Here is a 21700-nt window from a genome sequence, read left to right on the forward strand (position 1 = left end):
CCACGATTGCGCGATCGTGCCAGAGTGGGCGCATGCGGCGGGTGTGGATGCGAGAGCTTGCCGGGTGGATCGGCGCCCTGGCGATCGCCGTCGCATCGACCGCGCAGGTCGCGTCCTCCGCTCGTGCGGAGCTGCTGTTCCGCGACGGAGACTCCCTGATCGTGGCGATGTTCTCGCGGTCTCTGCTCTCCGGTCAGCCGCTCGACTGGGCGATGTCGAGCGTGCTGTTCCTCCCGGAGTCCGCGGTGTTCACCGCCCTCGATGCGGTGCTGCCCCTGCCGGTGAACGGTGTGCTCGCGATCAATGCCGTCGTCAACATGCTCGCCCTGTATGGCGCCTTCCGTCTCGTTGCCGGGCGGCGACACACCGACATGGCACCCGTCGCGTGGGCCCTGCTGGCTGTGGCGGCCTTCGCGATCATCGCGACGACCGAGACCTCGGCGTCACGCGATGCGCTCGAGCTCGCCTCCTTGCAGCTGACCACCACGTACTACTCGGCGACCGTGGTCGCCGTCGTGCTGTCGGTCGGTCTGGTCCGTCGGCTGCTCGACCTCACGGGCCGTGGCATCGGACTCTTCGTCGCGCTCGGAGCCACGGCGACGATCTCCACCCTGTCGAACCCCCTCTACGCGGCGTGGGCGACCGTCCCCATCTTTCTCCTCCTCGCCGCCATGTCGTTCCGTTCACAGCAACGCGTCCGGATGGGAGTGGTCCTCGCCGTGCTCCTCATCGGGACAGCGCTCGGCTTCCTCGGTCGCATTCCGCTTCAGGCATGGATCGCGAACACCGGCGCCGGGTACGTGCAGCCCGGGGAGTGGATGCAGTCGCTGGAGTACTACGGCGGATTGCTCGCGGACCGCCTCTCGACGCCCGCCGGGGTCGTCGGGTCTTTGCTGGTGCTCGCTCTTCTCGTGCTCGCGGTGGTCCGCTCATTCCGCGCCGACGATGCCGGTTCCCGTTTCGTCGCGGCGATCGGCTGGGTCATGCCGCTGCTGGTCGTGGTCGGGGCGATCGCGCTCGGCACGCACGCGGCCCGGTATCTCCAGCCCGCGGTCTTCGCTCCGGTGCTCGCGCTCGTCGCGATGCCGAGCACCGTGAGAGCACCGATCCGGGTCCGATCGATCCTCGCGGCGACCGCCGCCGCGCTCCTCGTGGTCGCCGGCTCCCTGAGCATCCCGCGACTCGTGGCAGCGTCTGCGTCGGCCGATCCCGACCTGCAGTGCGTGACGTCATGGGTGAACGCCTCCGGCCGCACCGGCGCAGGGCAGTTCTGGACCGTACGCCTGCCCAAGCTGCACCTCGACGAACCTTCGCAGCTGGTGCAGGTCGACCATGAGCTGAATGGCTATGCGTGGCTGGTGAATCGGCATGACTTCGCGGTCGGAGGGGTCACCTTCCTCGTGGAGGATGCGCAGACCGTGCCGTGGCAACTGGCCGCGATCCCCGACGGGACGATCGAGTGCGGCCGCTACCGCATCCTCGATTTCGGCGACACCGCGCTGCCTCTCGGGCCGCAGCGAAGCTGAACGTCAGCGCGGTACGGGGCCGGTCGTCGTCCCGGCACGGAACCGGCAGGTGAGGTCCTGCGTCACGCCCGCCTCGCCGCGGAGCATTCGTGCGACCTGTTCGCCCGCCGCGCGGCCCTTCTCGACAGCGGGCTGCACGCTGGTGGTGAGGGTGTGGTCACCCAGGCCGTCGACCTCGATGCCGTCGAAACCGGCCACGGACAGATCCTCCGGAACCCGCAGCCCCAGCTCTTCCGCCGCGCGGATGACGCCCACGGCGAGCAGGTCGCTCTGCGCGATCACCGCCGTCGGCCTCGTAGCGGGATCGGCCAGCAGCATGCGACCGACCAGCACGCCTTCGTCGATGAGGCTGCCGGATGCCGAGATGGCCGGGGCATCGGGGAAGATCTGTCGCAGGCCCGCGAGGCGGTGCACTGTCACGTCGACGGTGGCGTTCTCGACGCGCTCCGGCGTCACGGGCGCGCGCTCACGGTCGGTGTCGAGCGGAAGGGTGACCAGCGCCACGTCGGTGTGACCGAGATCGCGCACATGACGTGCGACGTCGGCGGAGGCGGCGACGTTGTCCAGCGTGATGCGCGGGACGCCCTCCCCCGCATCCCCTTCGATCACCACGACCGGCAGCCCTCGACCGAGGACCACCTCGAGCGAGGCCCGCGTGCGGGCCGAGCATCCGATGAGCACGAAGGCGTCGACGGGGGCGTTGGTGATCGCACTGCCTTCGTCGCCGGGCTCGTCGCGCATCAGGAGGATGCCGGCGCTGAGGTCGGCGAGACCGTCGGTGAGGCCGTCCATCATGGCCGTCGAGACCGGATCGAGGAACGCCGCGCGCAGGTGGCCTTCGAGCACGACCGCGACGATGCCGCTGCGTCCGCGACGCAGGGAGGCCGCCCGCGGGTCCGGTCCGGCGTAGCCGAGTTCCGCCGCGGCGGCCAGCACCCGCTCCCGCGTCGCGGCGGCGACGTTGGCCTTGCCGCTGAACACGACGGAGGCGGTCGAGGTCGCCACGCCCGCCTCCCGCGCGACGTCGGCGATCGTGGGACGACGCGGCGTCTCCTGACTGCTCATACTTCGAGGATAGCTCGCTCCTGTTCCCTCGGGTCGAATCGATTCGATAAGCTCTTCGCCATGGAGACTCCCCTCACCCGTTCGCAGTTCGTGCGCTGGCGCGCGGCGATCTTCGCCGTCTTCCTCGCGAGCGGCCTGTCGATCGCGACGTGGGCGTCCCGCGTGCCCGGGATCAAAGAGGCGCTGGGTCTCGACAATGCGCAGGTCGGGCTGATCCTGCTCGGCATGGGAGCGTCGTCGATCATCGGCATCTCGACCGGCCCTGCCGTCATGGCCCGCACCGGCGCACGCCGCGGGATGCTCCTGACCATGCTGATGTTCGCCGCGGGCATCGTGCTGGTCGGGCTCGGCGCGAACGTGTTCGCCTCGGTTCCGGTCGTCCTCATCGGCATGGCGCTGTTCGGGTTCGGCAACGGATCCGTCGACGTGATGATGAACGTCGAGGCGACGGCCATCGAGCAGCAGATGGGTCGCACGATCCTCCCCGTGTTCCATGCGTTCTTCAGCTTCGGCACGGTCATCGGCGCGGGGATCGGCGCCCTCGCCGCGCAACTCGCCCTCAACGTGGCCACCCATGCCGCGATCATGGGTTCCCTGATCGCCGTGATCGCGATCGTCTGCTTCTTCCAGGTTCCCGTGCGCGAGGCCGCGCTCGATCCGGCAGCGCACGAGAAGCCGGCGTTCCGCGCCCGCATGCACACGGCACTCGAGGCATGGCGCGAACCTCGCACCTACCTGATCGGCGTGGTCATGCTGGGCATGTCGTTCGCCGAGGGCGGCGCGAACGACTGGATCGCACTCGGCACCGAGCAGGGCCATGGCTTCGGCGAGGGCACCGGCGCGGTCTCACTGGCCGTGTTCTCGGTCGGCATGACGGTCGTGCGCCTGTTCGGCGGACCACTCGTCGATCGCTTCGGCCGGGTCGTGGTGCTGCGTGTGCTCGCCGTCGCGGCCGCATCCGGCATCCTGCTGTTCATCCTCGCGCCCACGTTCCCGCTCGTCCTCGTCGGCGCGGCGTTGTGGGGCATCGGCGCCTCTCTCGGCTTCCCGCTCGGCATGTCGGCCGCCGCCGACGACCCCGCCAAGGCGGCGGCCCGCGTGAGTGCCGCCGCGACGATCGGCTACATCTCCTTCCTGGGCGGACCGCCTGTGCTGGGTCTCATCAGCGAGCACATCGGCCTGCTGAACACGCTGTTCATCCTGGTGGCGCTGGTGGTGATGTCCGGGCTGTTCTCGGGTGCAGCCCGGCCACTGCGCGATGACGAGAAGACCCCGGTCGTACGCTCCGAGCGAGGCTGACGCACACGGCTTCGACCCGCGCCGATGCTCCGACGCGGATGGCATAGGCTCGACGGGTGCGTCTCGTCATCGCCCGCTGCTCGGTCGACTACACCGGTCGGCTCAACGCCCATCTCCCCCTCGCCACGCGTCTGCTCGTGCACAAGGGAGACGGGAGTCTGCTCGTGCACTCCGACGGCGGCAGCTACAAGCCGCTGAACTGGATGAGCCCGCCGTGCTCGCTGTCGAGCGAGACCCCGGGCGAGGAGGAGGCCAGCGCCGGTGTGGTCGAGGTGTGGCGCGTCACCCACAAGAAGACGGGCGATGCGCTGCGCGTGCAGATCTACGAGATCATCCACGACACCTCCCACGAACTGGGTATCGACCCCGGGCTGCAGAAGGACGGCGTCGAGGCCGACCTGCAGCGCCTCCTCGCCGAGCAGGTGGAGCGCATCTCCGAGGGAGCGACTCTCGTGCGCCGCGAGTACCCGACCGCGATCGGCCCCGTCGACCTGCTGGTGCGGGATGCCGACGGTGCCGCGATCGCGGTCGAGATCAAGCGCCGCGGTGACATCGACGGTGTCGAGCAGCTCACCCGCTATCTGGAGCTGCTCGGACGCGATCCGCACCTCTCCCCCGTGCAGGGCGTGTTCGCCGCGCAGGAGATCAAGCCGCAGGCCCGCGTGCTCGCCGAGGATCGTGGCATCCGCTGCCTGGTGCTCGACTACGACGACATGAAGGGCATCGAGTCGGGCATCCCCCGGCTGTTCTGACTGCCGCTGCGGTCACCACGCGGACGCCGCTCCCGATCACCGGATCGTCATCAGGCGCGGTTTCGGCCCCTCCCATCGCCCCACGGCCACCTTCACCTCGGACAGCTCGCACTCGACCCGATCGAGCCGTCGATCGAGGCGATCGAAGCGCGCCTCGAACTTCGCATCCTGCGCCTCGAACCGGAGCTCCACCGCCGCGAACCGCGCATCCATCCGGTTGATCATCCACCCGAATCCGCTGACGATCGCCACGAGCGTCGCCGCGGCTGTCGCCACCATCGTGATCACTTCCACCGACACGTACATGCCCCCATTCTCACCCGCTGTTCTGTCTTTGTCACGACCTTACGCGGGGTCAGAGCGTCCTCACACGAGGCGTGTATGAGTATCTTCAGTGCACACCTGTGCAGGAAGAGCGGCTACCCCACCGCGCCCCATAGGCTGGGAGGCATGCGCCACTCCCCCTACTCCTGCGTGCTCTGGGACGTCGACGGCACGATCATCGACGCGTCGGTCGGCATCCTGCGTCGTCTGAACGTCGCGCTGACCCACTTCGGCCACCCGGCGCCGACGCGGGAGGAGCTGGTGCACTGGATCGGTCCGCCCATGTTCCAGTCGTTCCAGGATCAGGCGGGCATGACGCCGGAGCAGTCGGCGGAGGCGGTCGCCTTCTACCGCACACTCGGCAAGGCCGACGGCTATACGACCGACGTCGCGACCTACCCGGGTGTGACCGAACTCATCCACGAGCTGCACGCCGCGGGTGTGCCGCAGGCGACGGCCAGCTCGAAGCCCGAGAACCAGGTCGACGCGCTCGTCGACCACTTCGGTCTGCGGCCAGCGTTCCTGACGACCGTCGGCGCGACGCCGGACGAGTCGACTCTCGCCTCGAAGACCGACATCGTCGCCGAGGCACTGCGTCGGCTGCGCGAGCTCGGCGCCGACACCTCACGCCCCGTGCTCGTGGGCGATCGCCATCACGACGTCGAGGGCGGCAACGCGAACGGCGTCCCCGTGATCTTCGTCGAGTGGGGCTTCAGCGATTCCCACGAAGGCGACGACGCCGCCTTCCGGGTCGCGTCCGTCGAAGAACTCCGCGCGCTGCTGCTCAGCTGACGGCTAGAACGAACCCGCCGCTCCGTGCGATCGCGCACCTGCGGAGCCGCAGGAAAGCACAGAACTCCCCGCCGGATGACGCATCGGGGACGCGATCCGGTGGGGAGTTCTGTATCTCGCCCGTCTCAGACGGGGCGAATGTTCTCTGCCTGCAGGCCCTTCGGGCCCTGTGCCACATCGAACTCGACTCGCTGGTTCTCTTCGAGAGACCGGTAGCCGGATGACTGGATGGCGGAGTAGTGCGCGAAGACGTCAGCGCCTCCGTCGTCGGGGGAGATGAAGCCGAAGCCCTTCTCCGAGTTGAACCACTTAACCGTGCCCTGGGTGCTCATGTACTGCCTGTTCTGCTGGGTAAAAAGCCGACGCAGGGGTGCCCCGACATCGCTAAACCTAGTGGAGGACGCCCTGCGGGGAACAGCCGCGTCAAGAAGGTAATCCAAATGTTGCATGAGCGGCATCCGGCCGTCACACGACGCGATCGCGAGCCCCGGGCGCAACGACGCCCCAGAAAATGGTGTGGCCCTCACCGCGGGGGGAGCGATGAGGGCCGAAGACGACCGGAGGGTGCGTCAGAAACAGCCTAGCTCCTTTTTGAAGTCCTTGTCCCCCTTTTGGGGGACAAATCTGAACTTCGGTGGGACAATGGTCGATAGCGGCCCCCTCGAGTAGCCCATTGGGGACTGAACTACTCGAGAGGGCCCAATCGCATGCACGGATCGTCTTCACCTCTGGGGAAGGTTGCCGTCTCGTGGGGAGAGACGGGGACGATCAAGCCCCTTGTGCATGCACCTTCACCATAGGGGAGGATGAACGATCCCGCCACGGACTTCGGTCAGGTGACGGAATTCGACGAAGGTCGGGCAACTGATCCCGCAGGGATCGCAGGTTTCGGGTGGAGACAGGACGCACAGCACGGAGGCACCTCCGTCGTCCGTCTCCCCCGAATCCGCGAGTTCACCGCCGCGACAGGCGTATCCGGCCCTGGGTGATCGCGATGCCCAGGATGACGATCACGGCACCGACCGGCTCGTTCCAGGAAACCTGCTCGGCGAGGACGATCACACCCAGCACCACACCGACCACCGGTGTCAGGTACGTGACCGTGGAGGCGTTGGTCGCGCCCCACGCACCGACGATGTTCGTGTTCCACACGTAGGCGAGCCCGGTCCCCAGCGCCCCGAGCGCCAGGACCGCGAGCACGACCGGGAGCGACAGCGACATGGGAGCGATCGCGATCGCCGGAGCCAGTGCGAGCATCACCACCGCGCCGAGACCCACCTGCACGGTCGCCACTGGGATCGCGGCCAGACCGCGCGGCGACACGTACCGGCGCAGGTAGACGAACGCCGCGCCGTAGCTCGCAGTCGCACCGAGACAGGCCACCTGTGCGAGGGCGGTGCCTCCGCCCAGACCGCTCCACGGCCCGAGCACCACCACGACCCCGAGGAAGCCGACCGCGATACCCACCGTGCGGTCGCGGGTCGGACGCTCCTCACGAAGCGCGATCAGCGAGATCAGCATGGTCATCAGCGGCGTCGTCGCGTTGTAGATGCTCGCCAGCCCGGAGGAGATGTCCTGCTGCGCCCAGGCGAAGAGCAGGAAGGGGATGACGCACAGCAGCAGACTCACGACGAACAGGTGGCCCCAGACCGGACCGAACGGGGGGAGACGATGCCGGCCGATCAGGCAGATGAGCGCGAGCGCCACAGCCCCCGTGACCAGTCGCCCGAGCACGACCTGCGCCGGCGAGAGCCCGTCGAGCGCGATCGCGACGAACAGGAAGCTCGCGCCCCAGGTGAGCGCGAGCAGGACGAACTGCAGGAGCACCCCGCCCCGCGCCGTGCGCACCTGCGGCTCTGTTCGCTGCGTCATCCGGTTCTCCTCATCGCTGGGCCTCGTGCTGTTCCATGCTCGATCCGTCGCCGGCTCCGCGCTGGCGGGATTCGGACATCGCGTTCCGCACCGATGCGGACGCGCGAGTACCCTGATGCGGTGACACTGCTCAACAAGGACATGACGCTGTGCATCTCGCTGTCGGCACGGCCGAGCAACAACGGGACGCGCTTCCACAACCACCTCTACGAGGCGCTCGGGTTGAACTGGATCTACAAGGCGTTCGCCCCGGCCGACCTCGCTCAGGCTATCGCGGGGGTGCGCGGCCTCGGCATCCGCGGCTGCGCGGTCTCGATGACCTATAAGGAGGAGGTCATCGCGCTGATCGACCGGATGGATCCCTCGGCGAGCGCGATCGACTCGGTCAACACGATCGTGAACGATGCCGGAGTGCTCACTGCCTACAACACCGACTACTCGGCGATCGCGCAGCTGATCGAACGCGCGGCCCTCGACACGACCGCATCGGTGCTGCTGCGCGGCTCGGGTGGGATGGCGAAGGCCACCGCGGCGGCGTTCCGTGACGCCGGGTTCTCGCGCGTCACGATCGTCGCCCGGAACGAGGAGAATGGCCGCGCCCTCGCCGACCTCTACGGCTTCGGCTGGCAGGCCGAGGTCGGCGCCGCGACCGCCGACATCCTCGTCAACGTCACGCCGATCGGCATGGCGGGCGGCGCGGAGGAACACGCACTCGCATTCCCGGCCGAGGCCATCGCCGCGGCATCCGTCGTGTTCGACGTGGTCGCCCTTCCCGCCGAGACGCCGCTCATCGCCGCGGGCCGCGCCGCCGACAAGATCGTGATCACCGGCGCCGAGGTGGCGACGCTGCAGGCCCTCGAGCAGTTCGTGCTCTACACGGGCATCCGCCCCTCCACAGAACAGGTGCGGGAGGCCGAGGAGTTCATGCGCGCCGGAACGGCGTGATGGGCGCCCCGATACCTGGGTAGCCTAGGCGCATGAGCGCGCCCCGCACCGCACGACGGACCGTCCTCCGGCGAACACCGGCAGCCCTGGCGACAGCAGTCGTCGCCGCGCTGGTGCTCGCCGCCTGCACCGGCGGGGGAGAGGACCCCACCACCGAAGGCGGGCAGGGCTTCCCCGACGACGGCTGCACGCACATCACCGTCGCGACCTCGTCGGAGAAGGTCAACATGCTCGACGAGCTCGCGACCGCGTTCAAGGACTCCCCGGAGCACAAGGCGCTCGGTACCTGCGCCACGGTGCGCCCGACCAACGTGTCGTCCGGCAACGCCGCGCGCTACCTCACCTCGGGAGACGACTGGCCCAGCGACGACCGGGCGCTGTGGCCGACCCTGTGGTCGCCGGCATCCACCGTGTGGACCGACCGCGTCGCTGCCGCCGCCTCGCCGAACCTCGTCGGCGAGCCGGCGTCCTTCACCCGCACGCCGGTCGTGTTCGGCATGCCCGAGCCGATGGCCAAGGCGCTCGGCTGGCCCGACAAGCCCATCAGCATCACCGAGCTCGAAGGCCTGTGCCAGGACCCGGCCGGCTGGGGCAGCGTGGGAAAGGACATCTGGGGCGCGTTCAAGATCTCGAAGACGAACCCGAACACGTCCACCACCGGGCTGTCGACGATCCTCATGCAGTCGTATGAGGCATCCGGCAAGACCGAGGGCCTCACCGCGGCCGACGTGGATGCGGCTGCCGACTTCTCACGGGTGTTCGAGGAGTGCGTGATCCACTACGGCGACACCACCGGCAACGTGCTGTCGACGCTCTACGACGAGACGCAGAACGGCGCCAACGGATCGGCGTACGTCTCGGCGGTCGCGCTGGAGGAGACGTCGCTGCTCAACTACAACAAGGGCAACCCCGACTCGCACACGGTGCAGCCGGGCGAGACCCTGGTGCCGCCGAAGACCAAGCTGGTCGCGGTGTATCCGTCGGGGGGCTCGATGTGTTCGGACAACCCGGTCACCGTGCTGGGCGCCGACTGGGTGACACCCGAGCAGCGCACAGCGGGCGAGGCGTTCGCGGCGTTCCTGCAGACCAGGCCCGCGCAGGAGATCCTCCCCGAGTACGGCTTCCGTCCGCTCGACGACTCGGTGCCGCTCGGCGACCTGTTCACCGCGAACTTCGGCGTCGACCCCGCCCAGCCCACCGTGACGCTGCCCAAGCCCGACGTCGACGTCATCTCCACGGCCATCGACCAGTGGACCCAGGTGCGCAAGCCGTCGTCCGTGCTCGAGCTCATCGACATCTCCGGCTCGATGGACGATCCGATCGGCGACGGCCGTTCGCGGCTCGACGGCGCCATCGAGGGCGCGCAGACCACTCTCGATCACTTCCGCTCGACGGATGAGGTCGGCGTCTGGGCGTTCACCACCGGAATCTCGTCCGACGCCGGGGACGGCATCCAGGTGCTGCGGGACGTGACCCCGCTCGGGGCCGACGGCGAGAAGCTCGATTCGTCGCTCGACGACCTCCGCTACGCGCAGCGCAACGGCACCCCGCTGTACGACGCGATCCTCACGGCCTACGAGGCGATGAGCGAGCGGGCGGAGCCGGGGCGCATCAACGCGATCGTCGTGCTCTCCGACGGCGAGGACACCGACTCCACCACCTCGCTCGACTCGCTCATCGCGAAGATCGGCAAGAGCACCAAGGAAGGGGCATCCGCCGCTCCGGTGCGCATCTTCCCGATCGCCTACGGCTCCGGCGCCGACACCTCGGCCCTGCAGCGCATCGCGGACGCCACCGGCGGGCAGATGTTCGATGCCTCGGACGCCGAGCGCATCGATCTCGTCTTCGCGTCCGTGATCAACAACTTCTGAGGTGGGCATGGTCATCTCCGCGGCATCCGGTTCGGGCTGGATCGACGATGCGATTGCGGGCCTCGACTCCGGGAACGTGTACGTCGCGCCCGGCGTCAGCGGTGCATCCGGATTGCAGGACGCCCTGTCGGGTGTCGTGCCCGCGGACGGGTCGATCGCGGTCGTGGTGCTGCCCAAGGACGCCGGACTCGACAGCCCCTACAGCACGTACATCCTCGAGAAGATCAGCGGCGCGGCCGATCAGCAGACGGTGGTGCTGGCCATCGGCGACGACCTGATGGCGGAGTCCGTCGCGATCGACTCGCAGGAGGCGATGCGCATCGCCAACGAGAAGGAGACCGCGGCCGGCGGGAACACGCAGACCGCCCTCACCGAGACCGTGCAGCAGATCGTCGAGGAGACACCGGCCTCGTCGAGCGGGAACGCCGGCGGCGGCGCGGACTGGATACTCCCGGTCGTGATCGGCGGTGTCGTGCTGCTGGCAACCGGAGGCACCGCGGTCGGGCTGCTCACCCGTCGACGCCGCGCCCCGCAGGCGGTCGCACCGGCAGACCCGGTGCCTGCTGGCATCCGACTGCGGGTGAACCGCCTGCGCGAGCTGCGTGGCGACTATGCAAAGCTGCCGAACAACCCCGTCGCCGCCGAGACCGCCGCCGGGATCGACGCGCTCGCCTCGCACGTGGAACAGCTCTTCGTGCGCCTGGATGCGAAGGCCGGCGAAGACCAGAGCGTGCTCGCCGAGGCCGAGTACTCCGACAAGCTCGCCCGGCTCGTCGCGGCGCTCGAGCCCGACTACCTGCTCGACCTGCTCACCCGTCCCGATCTGTGGGACGCGCCGGATGAGCGCGTCGCCGAGGTGCGCGAGGCCCTGGCAGCCGTGACGACGCAGATCGTCGACAACATCAAGCAGGTCAACGCCCGCAAGGGTCTGCTGTTCCAGGTGTCGCTGGATTCGCTCATCGGGCGTTCCGAGCTGCGCGACTGGGAGCGCCAGTTCAAGGAGAGCTCGGGGGAGTGAGGCACAGGTGAAGACGATCGGGGTGCTCGGCGGCATGAGCTGGGAGTCGTCGCTGGAGTGGTATCGCCTGGCGAACGAACGCGTGCACGCCCTCCGCGGCGGCCACCATTCGGCACGCATCCTGCTGGACTCGCTCGACTTCGCCGAGGTCGAGGAGATGCAGGCGCGCGACGACTGGGAGGCGGCGGGCGCACTGCTCGCCGCGCGGGCACAGGCCCTCGAGGGCGCCGGAGCTGAACTGCTCGTGTTGTGCACCAACACGATGCACCTGGTGGCGGACCAGATCCAGGATGCGGTGCGCATCCCGTTCCTGCACATCGCCGATGTCACGGCCGAAGCGATCACGGCGGCCGGATTGGGGACGGTCGGCCTGCTCGGCACCGCGTTCACGATGGAGCGCCCGTTCTACGCCGACCGTCTCGCAGAGCACGGCATCCGCACCATCGTTCCGGGCGAGGCGGATCGCCGTCTCGTGCACACCGTGATCTACGACGAGCTCGTACACGGCGTGATCCGCGAGGAGTCGCGCCGGCAGTACGTCGAGGTCATCGAGCGCCTGGTGGCCGATGGTGCGGAAGGCATCATCCTGGGCTGCACGGAGATCGAGCTGCTCATCTCCGCCGCGGACGCCCCGGTGCCGGTGTTCCCGACCACCGCGCTGCACGTCGATGCGGCCGTGACGCTCGCTCTCGCGGAGTCGGACGGCTGAGCCTCTCGGCGTGGAGTGGGCACCTGTCGTCGCAATCCACCCCTGATGCGACAACAGGTGCCGACTCGGCGGATTCCGCTCAGCCCTTCGCGCCCTTGCGCGGCTTCAGGAACTCGGCCGGTGCGCTCTTCTCGCGCTTCGCGGCTCGCTTCTCCTTGAGCGACAGTTGCGGCGCCTTCTTGCTGCCGCGACCCTGGATGGACTTTCCGGACATGGTGACTCGCTTCCCCTTCGATGGCTGGCGTAACCTCCGACCATAGCCCGGAACCACAGGAAGTCAAATTTCACACTGAACAGGAAATTTCTCGTTCTCGTGTCCACATGCTTCTCGGGGCATATGTCATCGTGCATCGACGTCAACAGGAACGCTTCGGCCGTGACAGGCCATCCCGACACCCGCACGGCACCTGCCCAGTCGGCATTGCTATCTTGGGAGGCGGAATGACGACGGAGGACGGCCTCCGGACGCGAGTCAGATCGGGGACGGCCCCACCTCGAAGGAGTCCGGCGATGTCACGCACGGAACTGAAGCAGCTGATCGGCGTCACGGACATCGTCCGCGTCGTCCTGGGATGGGGGGCCTTCGCCGCTCTCCTCCTCCTCCACCCGGTGTTGGCCGCCCCCGTACCCGGCCCGGTGCTCATCATGGCGCTCACGGCGATCATCGGGGTGATCCTCGTGTGCGCTTTCGGTGTCGTGAAGCAGGCCGAGGCCCTCGCGCATCGCCTCGGCGACCCCTACGGCTCACTCGTGCTCACGCTGTCGATCGTGCTGATCGAGGTGATCCTGATCACCGCGGTCATGCTCGGACCGGGTGAGCATGCGACCATCGCCCGCGACTCCGTCATGGCCGTCGCGATGATCATCCTCAACCTCGTGATCGGGCTCGCCCTGCTGCTCGGCGGCCTCCGGCACCGCGGCATGGCGCATAACCGCACGGGCACCTCGGCGTACCTGTCGATGCTCGTGGTGCTGGTCGCCCTCGCGTTCGGCCTGCCGGCCCTGATCGGCACCGACGGCTCGTACACGATGGGTCAGGAGATCCCGATCATCGTGCTCACCCTGGTGCTCTACGCATTCTTCCTCTACCGGCAGATGGGCGCGCAGGCGAGCGACTTCACCGAGGTCGACCCGCGACTACTGCAGAGCGCGAAGCGGGAGGAGAAGCACGAAGCGACAGGGGGCATCCGGCAGATCCTCGCGGAGCACCGCACCGAGGTGATCGTCCGGCTCGCCCTCCTGGTCGTGACAGTCATTCCGATCGTGCTCCTGTCGCACGACATGGCGGCACTCCTCGACGACGGGCTCGGTCGACTCGGCGCCCCCGTGGCCCTCGCCGGCGTGCTCATCGCGGGCATCGTGTTCCTTCCGGAGTCGATCACCGCCGTGCGCGCGGCCCTCGGTGGCGAGGCTCAGCGCGTCAACAACCTGTGCCACGGCGCACTCGTGTCGACGGTCGGTCTCACCATCCCGGCCGTCCTGATCATCGGGATGTTCACCGGTCAGACCGTGGTGCTCGCGGAGTCGCCGGCGAACCTGCTGATGCTGGGCCTGACGCTGCTGCTGTCGGTCACGACGTTCGCGGCCAAGCGGGTCACCGCGATGCACGGCGCCGCGCACCTCGTGACGTTCGCGGTGTACCTGGTCGTGCTGTTCAGCTAGCGCGCGGCCGACGACCTTTGACGGCCTTGACGGCCATCTGGCTCGCGATCACGACGAGGAAGACGGCGAACAGCGCGTTGCCGAGGGCGGGATCGACGATCGTGGCGACCCACGCGCCGAGGGCCGTGGTGGTGCAGGCGGCCATGCCGATCACCACGGCCGGCAGGATCTCGACGTTGCCCGTGCGCAGGTTGCCGAACGTGCCGGAGACCGCAGCCGGGATCATCATCAGCAACGAGGTGCCCTTCGCGACGAGATCGCTGGCGCCGAAGACGAGCATCAGGAAGGGCACCACGACGATGCCGCCCCCGACACCGATGAGCCCCGAGACGATGCCGGTGCCCACGCCGAGGCCGACCAGCGCGAGACCGCTCGCCCAGCCGACCTCGAGCACCGCGTCGCGCGACGGGACGACGAGGAAGAGACTCACGATGACGACGAGGAGGAACGCCACGAAACCCCAGCGCAGCGCCGACTGTGACACCCTCGGCAGCAGCCGCGTGCCGATCTGCGCACCGACGATCGCACCGACCGCGAGGATCAACGCGGGCACCCATGCCACGTCACCGAGCACCGCGTAGGAGATGACGCCGATGGTGGCGGTCGGAACGATGGCCGCGAGAGACGTGCCTGCCGCGCGCCGCTGATCGAACGCGACGAACAGGACGAGCAGAGGCACGATGACCGTGCCGCCGCCGACCCCGAACATGCCGGACAGCAGTCCCGCCGCGAGCCCGATCCCGGCGAACGCCGCATACACGCGCGCGCCACGGTGCGGTACGACTTCAGACACAGGGAACTCCTTCTCCCGCACACGCAGGATCGTGGCGATGCGGCTCAGTCGGCCGCCGAGACGACGAGCTGACCACCGTGGAAGACGGCCGTGACGCGCAGGTCCGGATCCGCGACCACGACGTCGGCGCGCCGGCCGCTCTGCAGGACACCGCGATCGGTGAACCCGGTCAGCGTGGCCGCGTTGGCGGATGCCATCCTCGATGCCGCCACCGGTCCGACGCCGAGACGAACCATTCGCGAATGCGCCGTCGAGAGCCGCAGCGCCGAACCCGCGAGGGTCTGCGTGCCGCGCAGAGTGACCCTGCCGCCGGTGACCGTCACCGTGCGGTCAGGGAAGTCGTGGTCGCCGTCGCCCAGCCCTGCTGCGGCGGAGGCATCCGTGACGAGGACCGCTCTGGACTCACCGACCGCCGCGATAGAGAACGACAGCACCGCGTCATGCAGGTGATGCCCGTCGGCGATGAGCTCCACCGCAACCCGGGGATCAGTGAGCGCGGCGCCCACCAGACCCGGTCGGCGGTGGTCCAGTGGTGGCATCGCGTTGAAGGTGTGCGTGACCAGCCGTGCCCCGGCATCGATCCCCGCGACGGCCTCGTCGAACGTGGCATCGCTGTGACCCAAGGCGAATATGACCCGATCGGCATATTTCATGATCACGTCGATCGCGCCGTCGAGTTCCGGGGCGATCGTCATGATCACGGGCAGGCCGTCGGCCCGGGCGAGGAACCTCTCCATGAGGGACTCCGATGGCACGCGCAGCGCGGTCTCACGCTGCGCGCCCCGGCGCCGAGCGGAGAGGAAGGGACCCTCCAGGTGCACGCCGACGATGTTCGGGGCCGCACCGGAGCGGACCACCGCGACGATCCTGTCGACCGCGTCGAGCATCTCCTGCTCCGGCATCGTGGCGACCGAGGCGAACATCGACGTGGTGCCCGCGGCGAGATGCCCCCGCGCGACCACCGTGACATCGGCAGGCGTGCCCGCGTAGATCGATGCCCCGTCACCGCCGTGGCAGTGCAGGTCGACGAACCCGGGGAGGAGCCACCCTTCACCTGCATCGACGACGTCGCCGGCCGGCGCCGCCCCCGACCCGATCTCCACGATCGTGTCGCCGTCGGTGCGGAGCCACCCGTCGATGACTCCGTCGGGAGTGAGCAGGTGTCGTGCGCGAAGGAGGGTCATCGGCCGAGCAGCACCTCCGACGCGGCCCTGGCGCAGGAGCGCGAGGAGCCGTAGCTGCGCACCCAGGCGCGGAAGTCGGAGAAGTCGTCGTGCTGCACGCCCATGTCGAGCACGATCGCCTGTGGGTGGTTCTCCCGGATGGTCGCGACGATCGGCTCCTGCCACTCGAACCGGTGCGGACTGCGCAGCAGCAGCACGAGCGTGCCGTCGTCGCCGTACTGCTCGGCGAACTCGGACAGCGCACCGGACAGCATCTGCTCCCCGGCATACGTGTCGGCGGCCAGGCGGATCGTCTCGACGTTGCGGCCGGCCTCGATCAGGAACCGTTCGACGTCGCCCTCCGCACGACCGGCCGCGGGCGATGCGACGGGATCGAGCCGCACGATGAGCACGTTCTCGGTCGTGACGACGGCGTCTCCGCCGACCGAGATGACTTCGCGGGCCAGTTGCTCGCCGTAGGCGGGGTCCGGCGCCTCATCGACCGCCTCACGGGAACCCATGCGGGAGAGCCGATCGTTCGCCTCCTCCAGCCGCTCGAGGCTCAGACGCCCCTCGTCCACCGCGTCGGAGATCGCTGCGACCACGGTGTCGACGTCGGCGCCGAACGACCACGAACCCAGGCACAGTGCGTCGGCACCGGCTGCGAGCGCGAGAACCGCGGCCTCGCCGATCTCGGCGTAGTCGCGCACCCCGCGCATCTCCAGCGCGTCGGTGATGATCACACCGTCGAAGCGCAGCTCGTCCCGCAGCAGCCCGGTCATCACGGGCCGGCTGATGGATGCCGGCAGCTCGTCGATCTGCGACAGCCGGACGTGCGAGACCATGATGCTGTCGACCTCGGCGTCGATCGCGGCACGGAACGGGTCGAGGTAGTGCTCGACGAGGTCTTCGCGCGAGAGATCGACCTGCGGCGTGCCGAGGTGGGCGTCGGTGCCGCTGAGCCCGTGACCCGGGAAGTGCTTCGCGCACGCGCTCACGCCGGTCGACTGCAGTCCCTGGACCCACGCCGCCGCGTGCCGGGCGACCTGGGCGCGATCGGCGCCGAACGTGCGGATGCCGTTGGGACTGAACGGGTTGACCGCGACGTCGACGGCCGGTGCGAGATCCCAGTCGATGCCCGCCTGCCGCAGGGACAGGCCGATCTGACGGGCGACACGACGGGTCGCTTCCTCGTCGTCGAGCGCACCGAGGGCGTAGTTGCCCGGCACCGAGACACCCCCGGCATTCTCCAGCCGCGTGACGTCGCCGCCCTCCTCGTCCGTGGCCAGGTGCAGTCGCGGGTTCTCGGCGCGCATCGCCGCCGTGAGCTCGCGCACCTGCTCGCCCGACACGATGTCGCGGCCGTAGATGACGAAGCCTCCGAGACCGGCGGCGATCCGGGGTGCCGCCCAGCGGGGGAAGCGGGTGCGACCCACACCGGGGAAGAGCACGCCGTGGGCGAGGCGGGTGATGTCGGTCATGTGTGTCTCCTTGGAGGGGTCGGGTCAGCCCTTGACGGCGCCGCTGGTCATGCCGGCCACGAGACGCCGCTGCACGAGCAGGAAGAAGATGAGGACGGGGATGGAGAAGATGGCGGAGGCGGCGATCATGGCGCCGTAGTCCACACCCTCGGACGTCTGGAACGAGACGAGCCAGACGGGGAGCGTGTAGTTCTCCTGCGAGCGCATGATCACGTAGGCGAACAGGTAGTCGTCCCAGGCGTTGATGAACGCGAAGATCGAGGTGGCGACCACGCCGGGAGCGAGCAGCGGGAGCACGACGCGGACGAAGGCACCGAAGCGGCTGAGCCCGTCGACCATCGCGGCCTCCTCGAGCTCGACCGGGATGCCCTCCACGAACCCGCGCAGGGTCCAGATCGCGAACGGCAGCACGAACGTGAGGTACGTCAGGATGAGCCCGGGCAGGTAGTCGAGCGCGCCGACCTGACGCAGCATCAGGTACAGCGGGATGACCATCGCGGAGCCGGGGATCATCTGCACGAGCACCAGCACCACCAGCAGCACCTTGCGGCCGATGAAGGAGAACCGCGCGCTCGCGAACGACGCGCCGAGAGCGACGGCCATCGACAGCACCACCGTCGCGAGGGACACGACGAGCGAGTTGCGGAAGAACACCCAGAAGTTCGAGGAGTCCAGCGCGCGCGCGAAGTTCTCGACGCTGATCGGCCAGGGGAAGAATTGGGGAGTCTGGCTCATGATGCTCCCCGGCTCTTTGAACGCCGTGTTGAACATCCAGTAGACGGGGAAGATCATCACCACCGCGACGGCCACGGCGATCGTGTTGGCGACGGCGCGACGCCGTCTCATGTAGCCCATGCCGCTCATCGGACATCCACCTGCTTCACTTGGCGTCGGACGTAGAACACGGCGAACGCGGCGAGCAGGCCGACCGTGATCATCGAGATCGCGGCTCCACCGCCGTAGTCGTTCGCGCTGAACGCGGTGGTGTACGAGTACACCGCGAGGGTGGTGGTCTGCCCGGAGGGGCCGCCCTGGGTGAGCACCCAGAACGGCGTGAACGAGTTGACCGACCAGATGACCTCGAGCACGATGAGGATCGCGAGCACCGGGCGCATCATCGGGATCGTGATGTGGCGCACGGTATCGAGGGCGTTCGCTCCGTCGAGCCCAGCGGCCTCGTACATCGACGCGGGGATCTGTCCGAGCGCCGCGTACATGGTGAGCACGACGAAGGGCAGCCCCTTCCACACGATCAGGAGGGTGATCAGGGCCAGCGCCTCCACCGGGTTCGAGAACCAGTCGTGCGCCCGCAGGTCGCCGAAAACCCCGAGCTGGGTGAGCAGCCAGTTGGCGACCCCGTACTGCGGCTGGAACAGCCACTGCCAGATGAGTGCGGCCGCGACCATCGGCATCGCCCACACCAGCACCAGGCAGATGGTGAGGGTCAGCCGCGCCCACGCCGACACCCGGAGCAGGAGCTGGGCGAGGAGGAAGCCGACGGTCATCAGCAGGCCGACGCACAGGAGCGTGACGGCGAAGGTGCGCCAGAGCACCGCCCAGAACTCCGGGTCGCCGAGCACGTCGACGTAGTTGTCGAACAGGACGAACGGCGACTCCCCGGTGAACAGCGAGCGCGAGTCGAACTTCTGGAAGCTCAGCACCGCCAGGCGCACGATGGGGTAGCCCAGGATCACGAGCAGCACGAGGGCTGCGGGAGCGATCAGCAGATAGGGAAGCGCGGCGTCACGGCCCCAGCGACGTCGGCGCGCCGGGCCGACCCCGACCGGTCGAGAGGACCGGACGGGATCGGCGACGGGTGCGAGTTTCGTCATGCTCTCTTCTTCGTCAGTTTCCGTGTGCGTTGAGCGTCTTGGTGACGTAGACGTCGTAGTCGGCCGCGGCCTTCTCGATGTCCGCGCCACCGACGATCGACGCGAAGAACTGCTCGTTGTAGCGTTCGCTCTCGAGCGTCGACTGGCCGGGGCTGGCCGGAAGCGACTTGTTGTTCTTCGCCGCCTCGCTGGCGACCAGCATGTGCTCCGGCATGTCGTCGGGCGTGAAGGTCGGGGAGATGGGGATGAGGTTGAGCTCCGAGCCGAACCGCGCCTGCATCTCGGCACCGGTGATGATGCGCAGGTAGTCCTTCGCCGCCTCCGGGAACTTCGTGTCCGCGGCGATCCCGATGGTGGAGCCGGCGACGATCACCGGCAGCGGCTCGTCGGCGGTGTACCCGGGCATGACGAAGTAGCCGATGTTGCCCTCCATCGCCGGGTTCTTCTCGACCACGGCGGCCGGCTCCCACCCACGGACATAGGCCATGGCCGCCTGCCCGTCGGCGAAGATCTGGGTCTGGTCGGGGTTGTTGGTGTTCACGCCGATCGACGACGGCGTCGAGCAGGTGTTCTGGAACTCCTGGAACGCCGTGAGTCCTTCGATGGCCTTCGGCGAACTCATCGTCGCCTTCCATTCGCCGTCCTTCTGTACCGCGACATCACCGCCGGCACCGAAGATGAAGGGCACGCCGGCGAAGTAGTACTGCCCGGGCATGTAGAAGCCGGAGAAGTTGTCGGTGCCGGAGTTGGCTGCGGCGAGGGTTCCGCATGCCGCCATCAGCTCGTCGAGAGTCGCGGGGAGCTCCGTGATCCCGGCATCGGCGAACATCTGCTTGTTGTACATGACGACCTTGGTGCCGCCGTAGAGCGGGGTCGCATACAGGCGTCCATCCAGGGTCGAGGGGTCGGCGAGCCCGGCGAGCCAGTCGTCGGAGTCCTCGAACGACGCCTTGTCGTCGGTGATGTCGAGCAGACCGCCCGAGTAGGTCTGCAGCGGAGTCTGCGTGTTGCCCATCTCGACGATGTCCGGCCCGTTGCCCGAGGCGAGGGCGGTGGTGAGCTTGGTCGCGATGTTGTCCCACTGCTGGATCTCGACCTTGACGTCCATGTCGGGGTACTTCTTCTCGAAGGCCGCGTTGACGTCTTCGATGATGGGCTTGTCGCCGGGGCCGCCCGTCATCATCCAGACGGTCAGGGTGCCGCTGCTGTTGCCGGCTTCGGGCGCGTCGCCGGAACCGCTGCACGCGGCGAGCACCAGCGGGGTCAGCACTGCTGCGGCGGCGATGCCTGTGAGGCGTGTCGATTTCATGGTCGTTCTCCGTTTCGTCGTTGAGGGGGAAGACAGCGACGGCTAGGCCGTCGTGGGGGATGCGGCGAGCGCTCGGATGATCCGCTCGCGTTCGACCTGCACCAGGGTGGCGTGCTCGGTGAGGACGCCGACCGATGCGTGCAGTTGGCTGAGCGCGGCGGCCATCGCTCCGAGGAGGCCCGCGGCACCGCCGAGTTCGCTGCGGCGGATGCGGGTGTCGACGTTGATCATGTCGACGACCTCGGTGTGTAGCCGGTCGAGGATGCCGTCGTCGAACGCGTCGGCGAAGCCACCGGCGATCACGATGGTCGCAGGTTCGTAGGCGAGGGTCACCAGCGAGACGAGGTGCAGCAGCGCCTCATGCACTTCGCCGAGGATGTCGGCGTAGCGGGTCGGGTCGGCGAAGAGGTCCTCGGCGGTGTCGATGTCGGCGCCGCGGGACTTCGCGTAGGCGGCCAGTCCCGCGCCGGACACGAGGTCGCGGAGGCGCTCGGTGCGGCCCGGGATGCGGAGACGACCGAACTCGCCGAGAGCACCGTCCGGTCCGGCGAGCACTCGACCTTCACGCGCCGCGGCGGTGCCGAGGCCGGTGCCGAGAGCGAGGAGCACGGCGGACGCCGATCCGTCGAGGGATCCGCAGACGAGCTCGCCGTAGAGGGCGAGGTTGGAGTCGTTGTCAATGTGCACGGGGACGTCAAAGACCGCCTCGACGGCCTGCACGAACTCGGTGCCCAGCATCTGCGGGAGGTTGTGCGCGCCGAGGATGCGGGTACAGTCGCCCGACACCGCTCCGGGGACACCGAGAGCGACGGAGCCGAGCGGGATGCCCTGGCCGTGCTCGGCGACGAGTTCGGTGACGCGGTCGCCCAGCCAGGTCGCGAAGGCGGTGGCGTCGAGCTCGCGCGGCGTCTTGAAGCGGCCGCGGATGAGGGCGTTGCCCAGAGCGTCGGCCACGGCGATGCGGCAGTTCGTGCCGCCGAGGTCGATACCGGCGATGAGCATGGCGGAGGGGTTGAGGCGCACGGTGGTGGCCGGGCGGCCCGGTCCGCTCTTCTGGGGGGCGCTGCGCTCGAGCAGGAGCTGGGTGGCGAGCAGGTCGTCGACCACACGGAACACGGTGGCCCGGCTCAGCCCGGTGCTCTCGGCGAGCTGCGTGCGCTCGAGTTCGGCGCCGGCGAGGAGCTCGGCGAGCACGCGGCTGCGGTTCGACGCACGAAGGGACGGGGCCTTGGTCACATTTACTCTCAGACTGAATTTAATTGGAACGCCGCCCACAGTACAGGAGCC

The 21700-nt window shown here is 68.6% G+C and carries 21 protein-coding genes; 9 read left to right on the top strand and 12 right to left on the bottom strand.

The features are described 5' to 3' along the window. The first annotated feature begins 32 nt into the window (after nt 1-32). The gene (locus WFM69_RS00905; protein ID WP_337000720.1) at nt 33-1526 is read left to right on the top strand and encodes a hypothetical protein; all 1494 of its coding nucleotides are present in this window, start codon (nt 33-35) and stop codon (nt 1524-1526) included. A 3-nt stretch (nt 1527-1529) separates the two neighbouring features. Here WFM69_RS00905 and WFM69_RS00910 read toward each other — a convergent pair whose 3' ends face one another. Next, complete coding sequence (locus WFM69_RS00910; RefSeq protein WP_337000722.1) at nt 1530-2591, bottom strand: LacI family DNA-binding transcriptional regulator; 1062 nt, start codon at nt 2589-2591, stop codon at nt 1530-1532. Between the two features lie 60 nt (nt 2592-2651). Here WFM69_RS00910 and WFM69_RS00915 point away from each other — a divergent pair, with 60 nt between their 5' ends. Together WFM69_RS00915 and nucS are read left to right on the top strand one after the other, a co-directional pair. Next, complete coding sequence (locus WFM69_RS00915; RefSeq protein WP_337000724.1) at nt 2652-3890, top strand: MFS transporter; 1239 nt, start codon at nt 2652-2654, stop codon at nt 3888-3890. Nucleotides 3891-3946: 56 nt separating this feature from the next. Further along, nucleotides 3947-4642 (top strand): endonuclease NucS, encoded by a 696-nt coding sequence (nucS, locus tag WFM69_RS00920; RefSeq protein WP_105668731.1) that lies wholly within the window; start codon nt 3947-3949, stop codon nt 4640-4642. A gap of 36 nt (nt 4643-4678) precedes the next feature. Here nucS and WFM69_RS00925 read toward each other — a convergent pair whose 3' ends face one another. Then, nucleotides 4679-4948: a response regulator gene (locus WFM69_RS00925; RefSeq protein WP_337000727.1), complete on the bottom strand. Its 270-nt coding sequence runs from the start codon at nt 4946-4948 to the stop codon at nt 4679-4681. A gap of 144 nt (nt 4949-5092) precedes the next feature. Here WFM69_RS00925 and WFM69_RS00930 point away from each other — a divergent pair, with 144 nt between their 5' ends. Further along, a complete protein-coding gene (locus tag WFM69_RS00930; protein ID WP_337000729.1) occupies nt 5093-5758 on the top strand; it encodes an HAD hydrolase-like protein in 666 nt (221 codons plus the stop codon). A 125-nt stretch (nt 5759-5883) separates the two neighbouring features. Here the strand turns inward: WFM69_RS00930 and WFM69_RS00935 are convergent, their stop codons facing one another. Then, nucleotides 5884-6090 carry a cold-shock protein gene (locus WFM69_RS00935; protein ID WP_017203899.1) on the bottom strand — a complete coding sequence of 69 codons (207 nt, stop codon included), beginning with the start codon at nt 6088-6090 and terminating at the stop codon, nt 5884-5886. 622 nt (nt 6091-6712) lie between these two features. Then, a complete protein-coding gene (locus tag WFM69_RS00940; RefSeq protein WP_337000732.1) occupies nt 6713-7630 on the bottom strand; it encodes a DMT family transporter in 918 nt (305 codons plus the stop codon). Nucleotides 7631-7750: 120 nt separating this feature from the next. On the opposite strand from WFM69_RS00940, the gene WFM69_RS00945 reads away from it, so the two are divergent. Genes WFM69_RS00945 through WFM69_RS00960 form a run of 4 tightly spaced genes read left to right on the top strand, consistent with a single transcriptional unit; the run spans nt 7751 to nt 12173 of the window. Then, nucleotides 7751-8575: a shikimate 5-dehydrogenase gene (locus WFM69_RS00945; protein WP_337000734.1), complete on the top strand. Its 825-nt coding sequence runs from the start codon at nt 7751-7753 to the stop codon at nt 8573-8575. Between the two features lie 32 nt (nt 8576-8607). Further along, the gene (locus WFM69_RS00950; RefSeq protein WP_337000736.1) at nt 8608-10446 is read left to right on the top strand and encodes a substrate-binding and vWA domain-containing protein; all 1839 of its coding nucleotides are present in this window, start codon (nt 8608-8610) and stop codon (nt 10444-10446) included. A 7-nt stretch (nt 10447-10453) separates the two neighbouring features. After that, nucleotides 10454-11464, top strand: a complete 1011-nt coding sequence (locus WFM69_RS00955; protein ID WP_337000739.1) for a hypothetical protein — start codon at nt 10454-10456, stop codon at nt 11462-11464. A gap of 7 nt (nt 11465-11471) precedes the next feature. After that, complete coding sequence (locus tag WFM69_RS00960; RefSeq protein ID WP_337000741.1) at nt 11472-12173, top strand: aspartate/glutamate racemase family protein; 702 nt, start codon at nt 11472-11474, stop codon at nt 12171-12173. A gap of 79 nt (nt 12174-12252) precedes the next feature. Here WFM69_RS00960 and WFM69_RS00965 read toward each other — a convergent pair whose 3' ends face one another. After that, nucleotides 12253-12387, bottom strand: coding sequence for a hypothetical protein (locus WFM69_RS00965; RefSeq protein WP_337000743.1), 135 nt, complete (start codon nt 12385-12387; stop codon nt 12253-12255). A gap of 296 nt (nt 12388-12683) precedes the next feature. Between WFM69_RS00965 and WFM69_RS00970 the strand changes: the two genes are divergently transcribed. Then, complete coding sequence (locus WFM69_RS00970; protein ID WP_337000745.1) at nt 12684-13835, top strand: calcium:proton antiporter; 1152 nt, start codon at nt 12684-12686, stop codon at nt 13833-13835. On the opposite strand, the gene WFM69_RS00975 is transcribed toward WFM69_RS00970, so the two are convergent. From WFM69_RS00975 to WFM69_RS01005, 7 genes are read right to left on the bottom strand one after another with little or no spacing between them, the layout of a single operon-like run. Continuing rightward, the gene (locus WFM69_RS00975) at nt 13828-14628 is read right to left on the bottom strand and encodes a sulfite exporter TauE/SafE family protein (protein ID WP_337000747.1); all 801 of its coding nucleotides are present in this window, start codon (nt 14626-14628) and stop codon (nt 13828-13830) included. The two genes, WFM69_RS00970 and WFM69_RS00975, sit on opposite strands and share 8 nt — an antisense overlap. Before the next feature lie 44 nt (nt 14629-14672). Then, complete coding sequence (gene nagA, locus WFM69_RS00980; protein WP_337000749.1) at nt 14673-15812, bottom strand: N-acetylglucosamine-6-phosphate deacetylase; 1140 nt, start codon at nt 15810-15812, stop codon at nt 14673-14675. Beyond that, nucleotides 15809-17272 carry a glycoside hydrolase family 3 protein gene (locus WFM69_RS00985; protein ID WP_337000751.1) on the bottom strand — a complete coding sequence of 488 codons (1464 nt, stop codon included), beginning with the start codon at nt 17270-17272 and terminating at the stop codon, nt 15809-15811. Before WFM69_RS00985 ends, nagA begins: the two co-directional genes overlap by 4 nt. 24 nt (nt 17273-17296) lie before the next feature. Continuing rightward, nucleotides 17297-18136: a carbohydrate ABC transporter permease gene (locus WFM69_RS00990; protein ID WP_337000753.1), complete on the bottom strand. Its 840-nt coding sequence runs from the start codon at nt 18134-18136 to the stop codon at nt 17297-17299. Continuing rightward, nucleotides 18133-19104, bottom strand: a complete 972-nt coding sequence (locus WFM69_RS00995; protein ID WP_337000755.1) for a carbohydrate ABC transporter permease — start codon at nt 19102-19104, stop codon at nt 18133-18135. The genes WFM69_RS00990 and WFM69_RS00995 overlap by 4 nt, the downstream gene beginning before the upstream one ends. Before the next feature lie 13 nt (nt 19105-19117). Continuing rightward, nucleotides 19118-20413 (bottom strand): extracellular solute-binding protein, encoded by a 1296-nt coding sequence (locus WFM69_RS01000; RefSeq protein ID WP_337000757.1) that lies wholly within the window; start codon nt 20411-20413, stop codon nt 19118-19120. A gap of 42 nt (nt 20414-20455) precedes the next feature. Continuing rightward, nucleotides 20456-21649 (bottom strand): ROK family transcriptional regulator, encoded by a 1194-nt coding sequence (locus tag WFM69_RS01005; RefSeq protein WP_337000759.1) that lies wholly within the window; start codon nt 21647-21649, stop codon nt 20456-20458. Between the last annotated feature and the right edge of the window lie 51 nt (nt 21650-21700).

Origin of the sequence: Microbacterium sp. LB12 (assembly GCF_037150835.1) — a bacterium.
Classification (GTDB): domain Bacteria; phylum Actinomycetota; class Actinomycetes; order Actinomycetales; family Microbacteriaceae; genus Microbacterium.

Coding starts and splice junctions, on each gene's coding strand:
- WFM69_RS00905 (WP_337000720.1), top strand. CDS start 33: ATGCGGCGGGTGTGGATGCGAGAGCTTGCCGGGTGGATCGGCGCCCTG.
- WFM69_RS00910 (WP_337000722.1), bottom strand. CDS start 2,591: ATGAGCAGTCAGGAGACGCCGCGTCGTCCCACGATCGCCGACGTCGCG.
- WFM69_RS00915 (WP_337000724.1), top strand. CDS start 2,652: ATGGAGACTCCCCTCACCCGTTCGCAGTTCGTGCGCTGGCGCGCGGCG.
- WFM69_RS00925 (WP_337000727.1), bottom strand. CDS start 4,948: ATGTACGTGTCGGTGGAAGTGATCACGATGGTGGCGACAGCCGCGGCG.
- WFM69_RS00930 (WP_337000729.1), top strand. CDS start 5,093: ATGCGCCACTCCCCCTACTCCTGCGTGCTCTGGGACGTCGACGGCACG.
- WFM69_RS00935 (WP_017203899.1), bottom strand. CDS start 6,090: ATGAGCACCCAGGGCACGGTTAAGTGGTTCAACTCGGAGAAGGGCTTC.
- WFM69_RS00940 (WP_337000732.1), bottom strand. CDS start 7,630: ATGACGCAGCGAACAGAGCCGCAGGTGCGCACGGCGCGGGGCGGGGTG.
- WFM69_RS00950 (WP_337000736.1), top strand. CDS start 8,608: ATGAGCGCGCCCCGCACCGCACGACGGACCGTCCTCCGGCGAACACCG.
- WFM69_RS00955 (WP_337000739.1), top strand. CDS start 10,454: ATGGTCATCTCCGCGGCATCCGGTTCGGGCTGGATCGACGATGCGATT.
- WFM69_RS00965 (WP_337000743.1), bottom strand. CDS start 12,387: ATGTCCGGAAAGTCCATCCAGGGTCGCGGCAGCAAGAAGGCGCCGCAA.
- WFM69_RS00970 (WP_337000745.1), top strand. CDS start 12,684: ATGTCACGCACGGAACTGAAGCAGCTGATCGGCGTCACGGACATCGTC.
- nagA (WP_337000749.1), bottom strand. CDS start 15,812: ATGACCCTCCTTCGCGCACGACACCTGCTCACTCCCGACGGAGTCATC.
- WFM69_RS00985 (WP_337000751.1), bottom strand. CDS start 17,272: ATGACCGACATCACCCGCCTCGCCCACGGCGTGCTCTTCCCCGGTGTG.
- WFM69_RS00990 (WP_337000753.1), bottom strand. CDS start 18,136: ATGAGCGGCATGGGCTACATGAGACGGCGTCGCGCCGTCGCCAACACG.
- WFM69_RS00995 (WP_337000755.1), bottom strand. CDS start 19,104: ATGACGAAACTCGCACCCGTCGCCGATCCCGTCCGGTCCTCTCGACCG.
- WFM69_RS01000 (WP_337000757.1), bottom strand. CDS start 20,413: ATGAAATCGACACGCCTCACAGGCATCGCCGCCGCAGCAGTGCTGACC.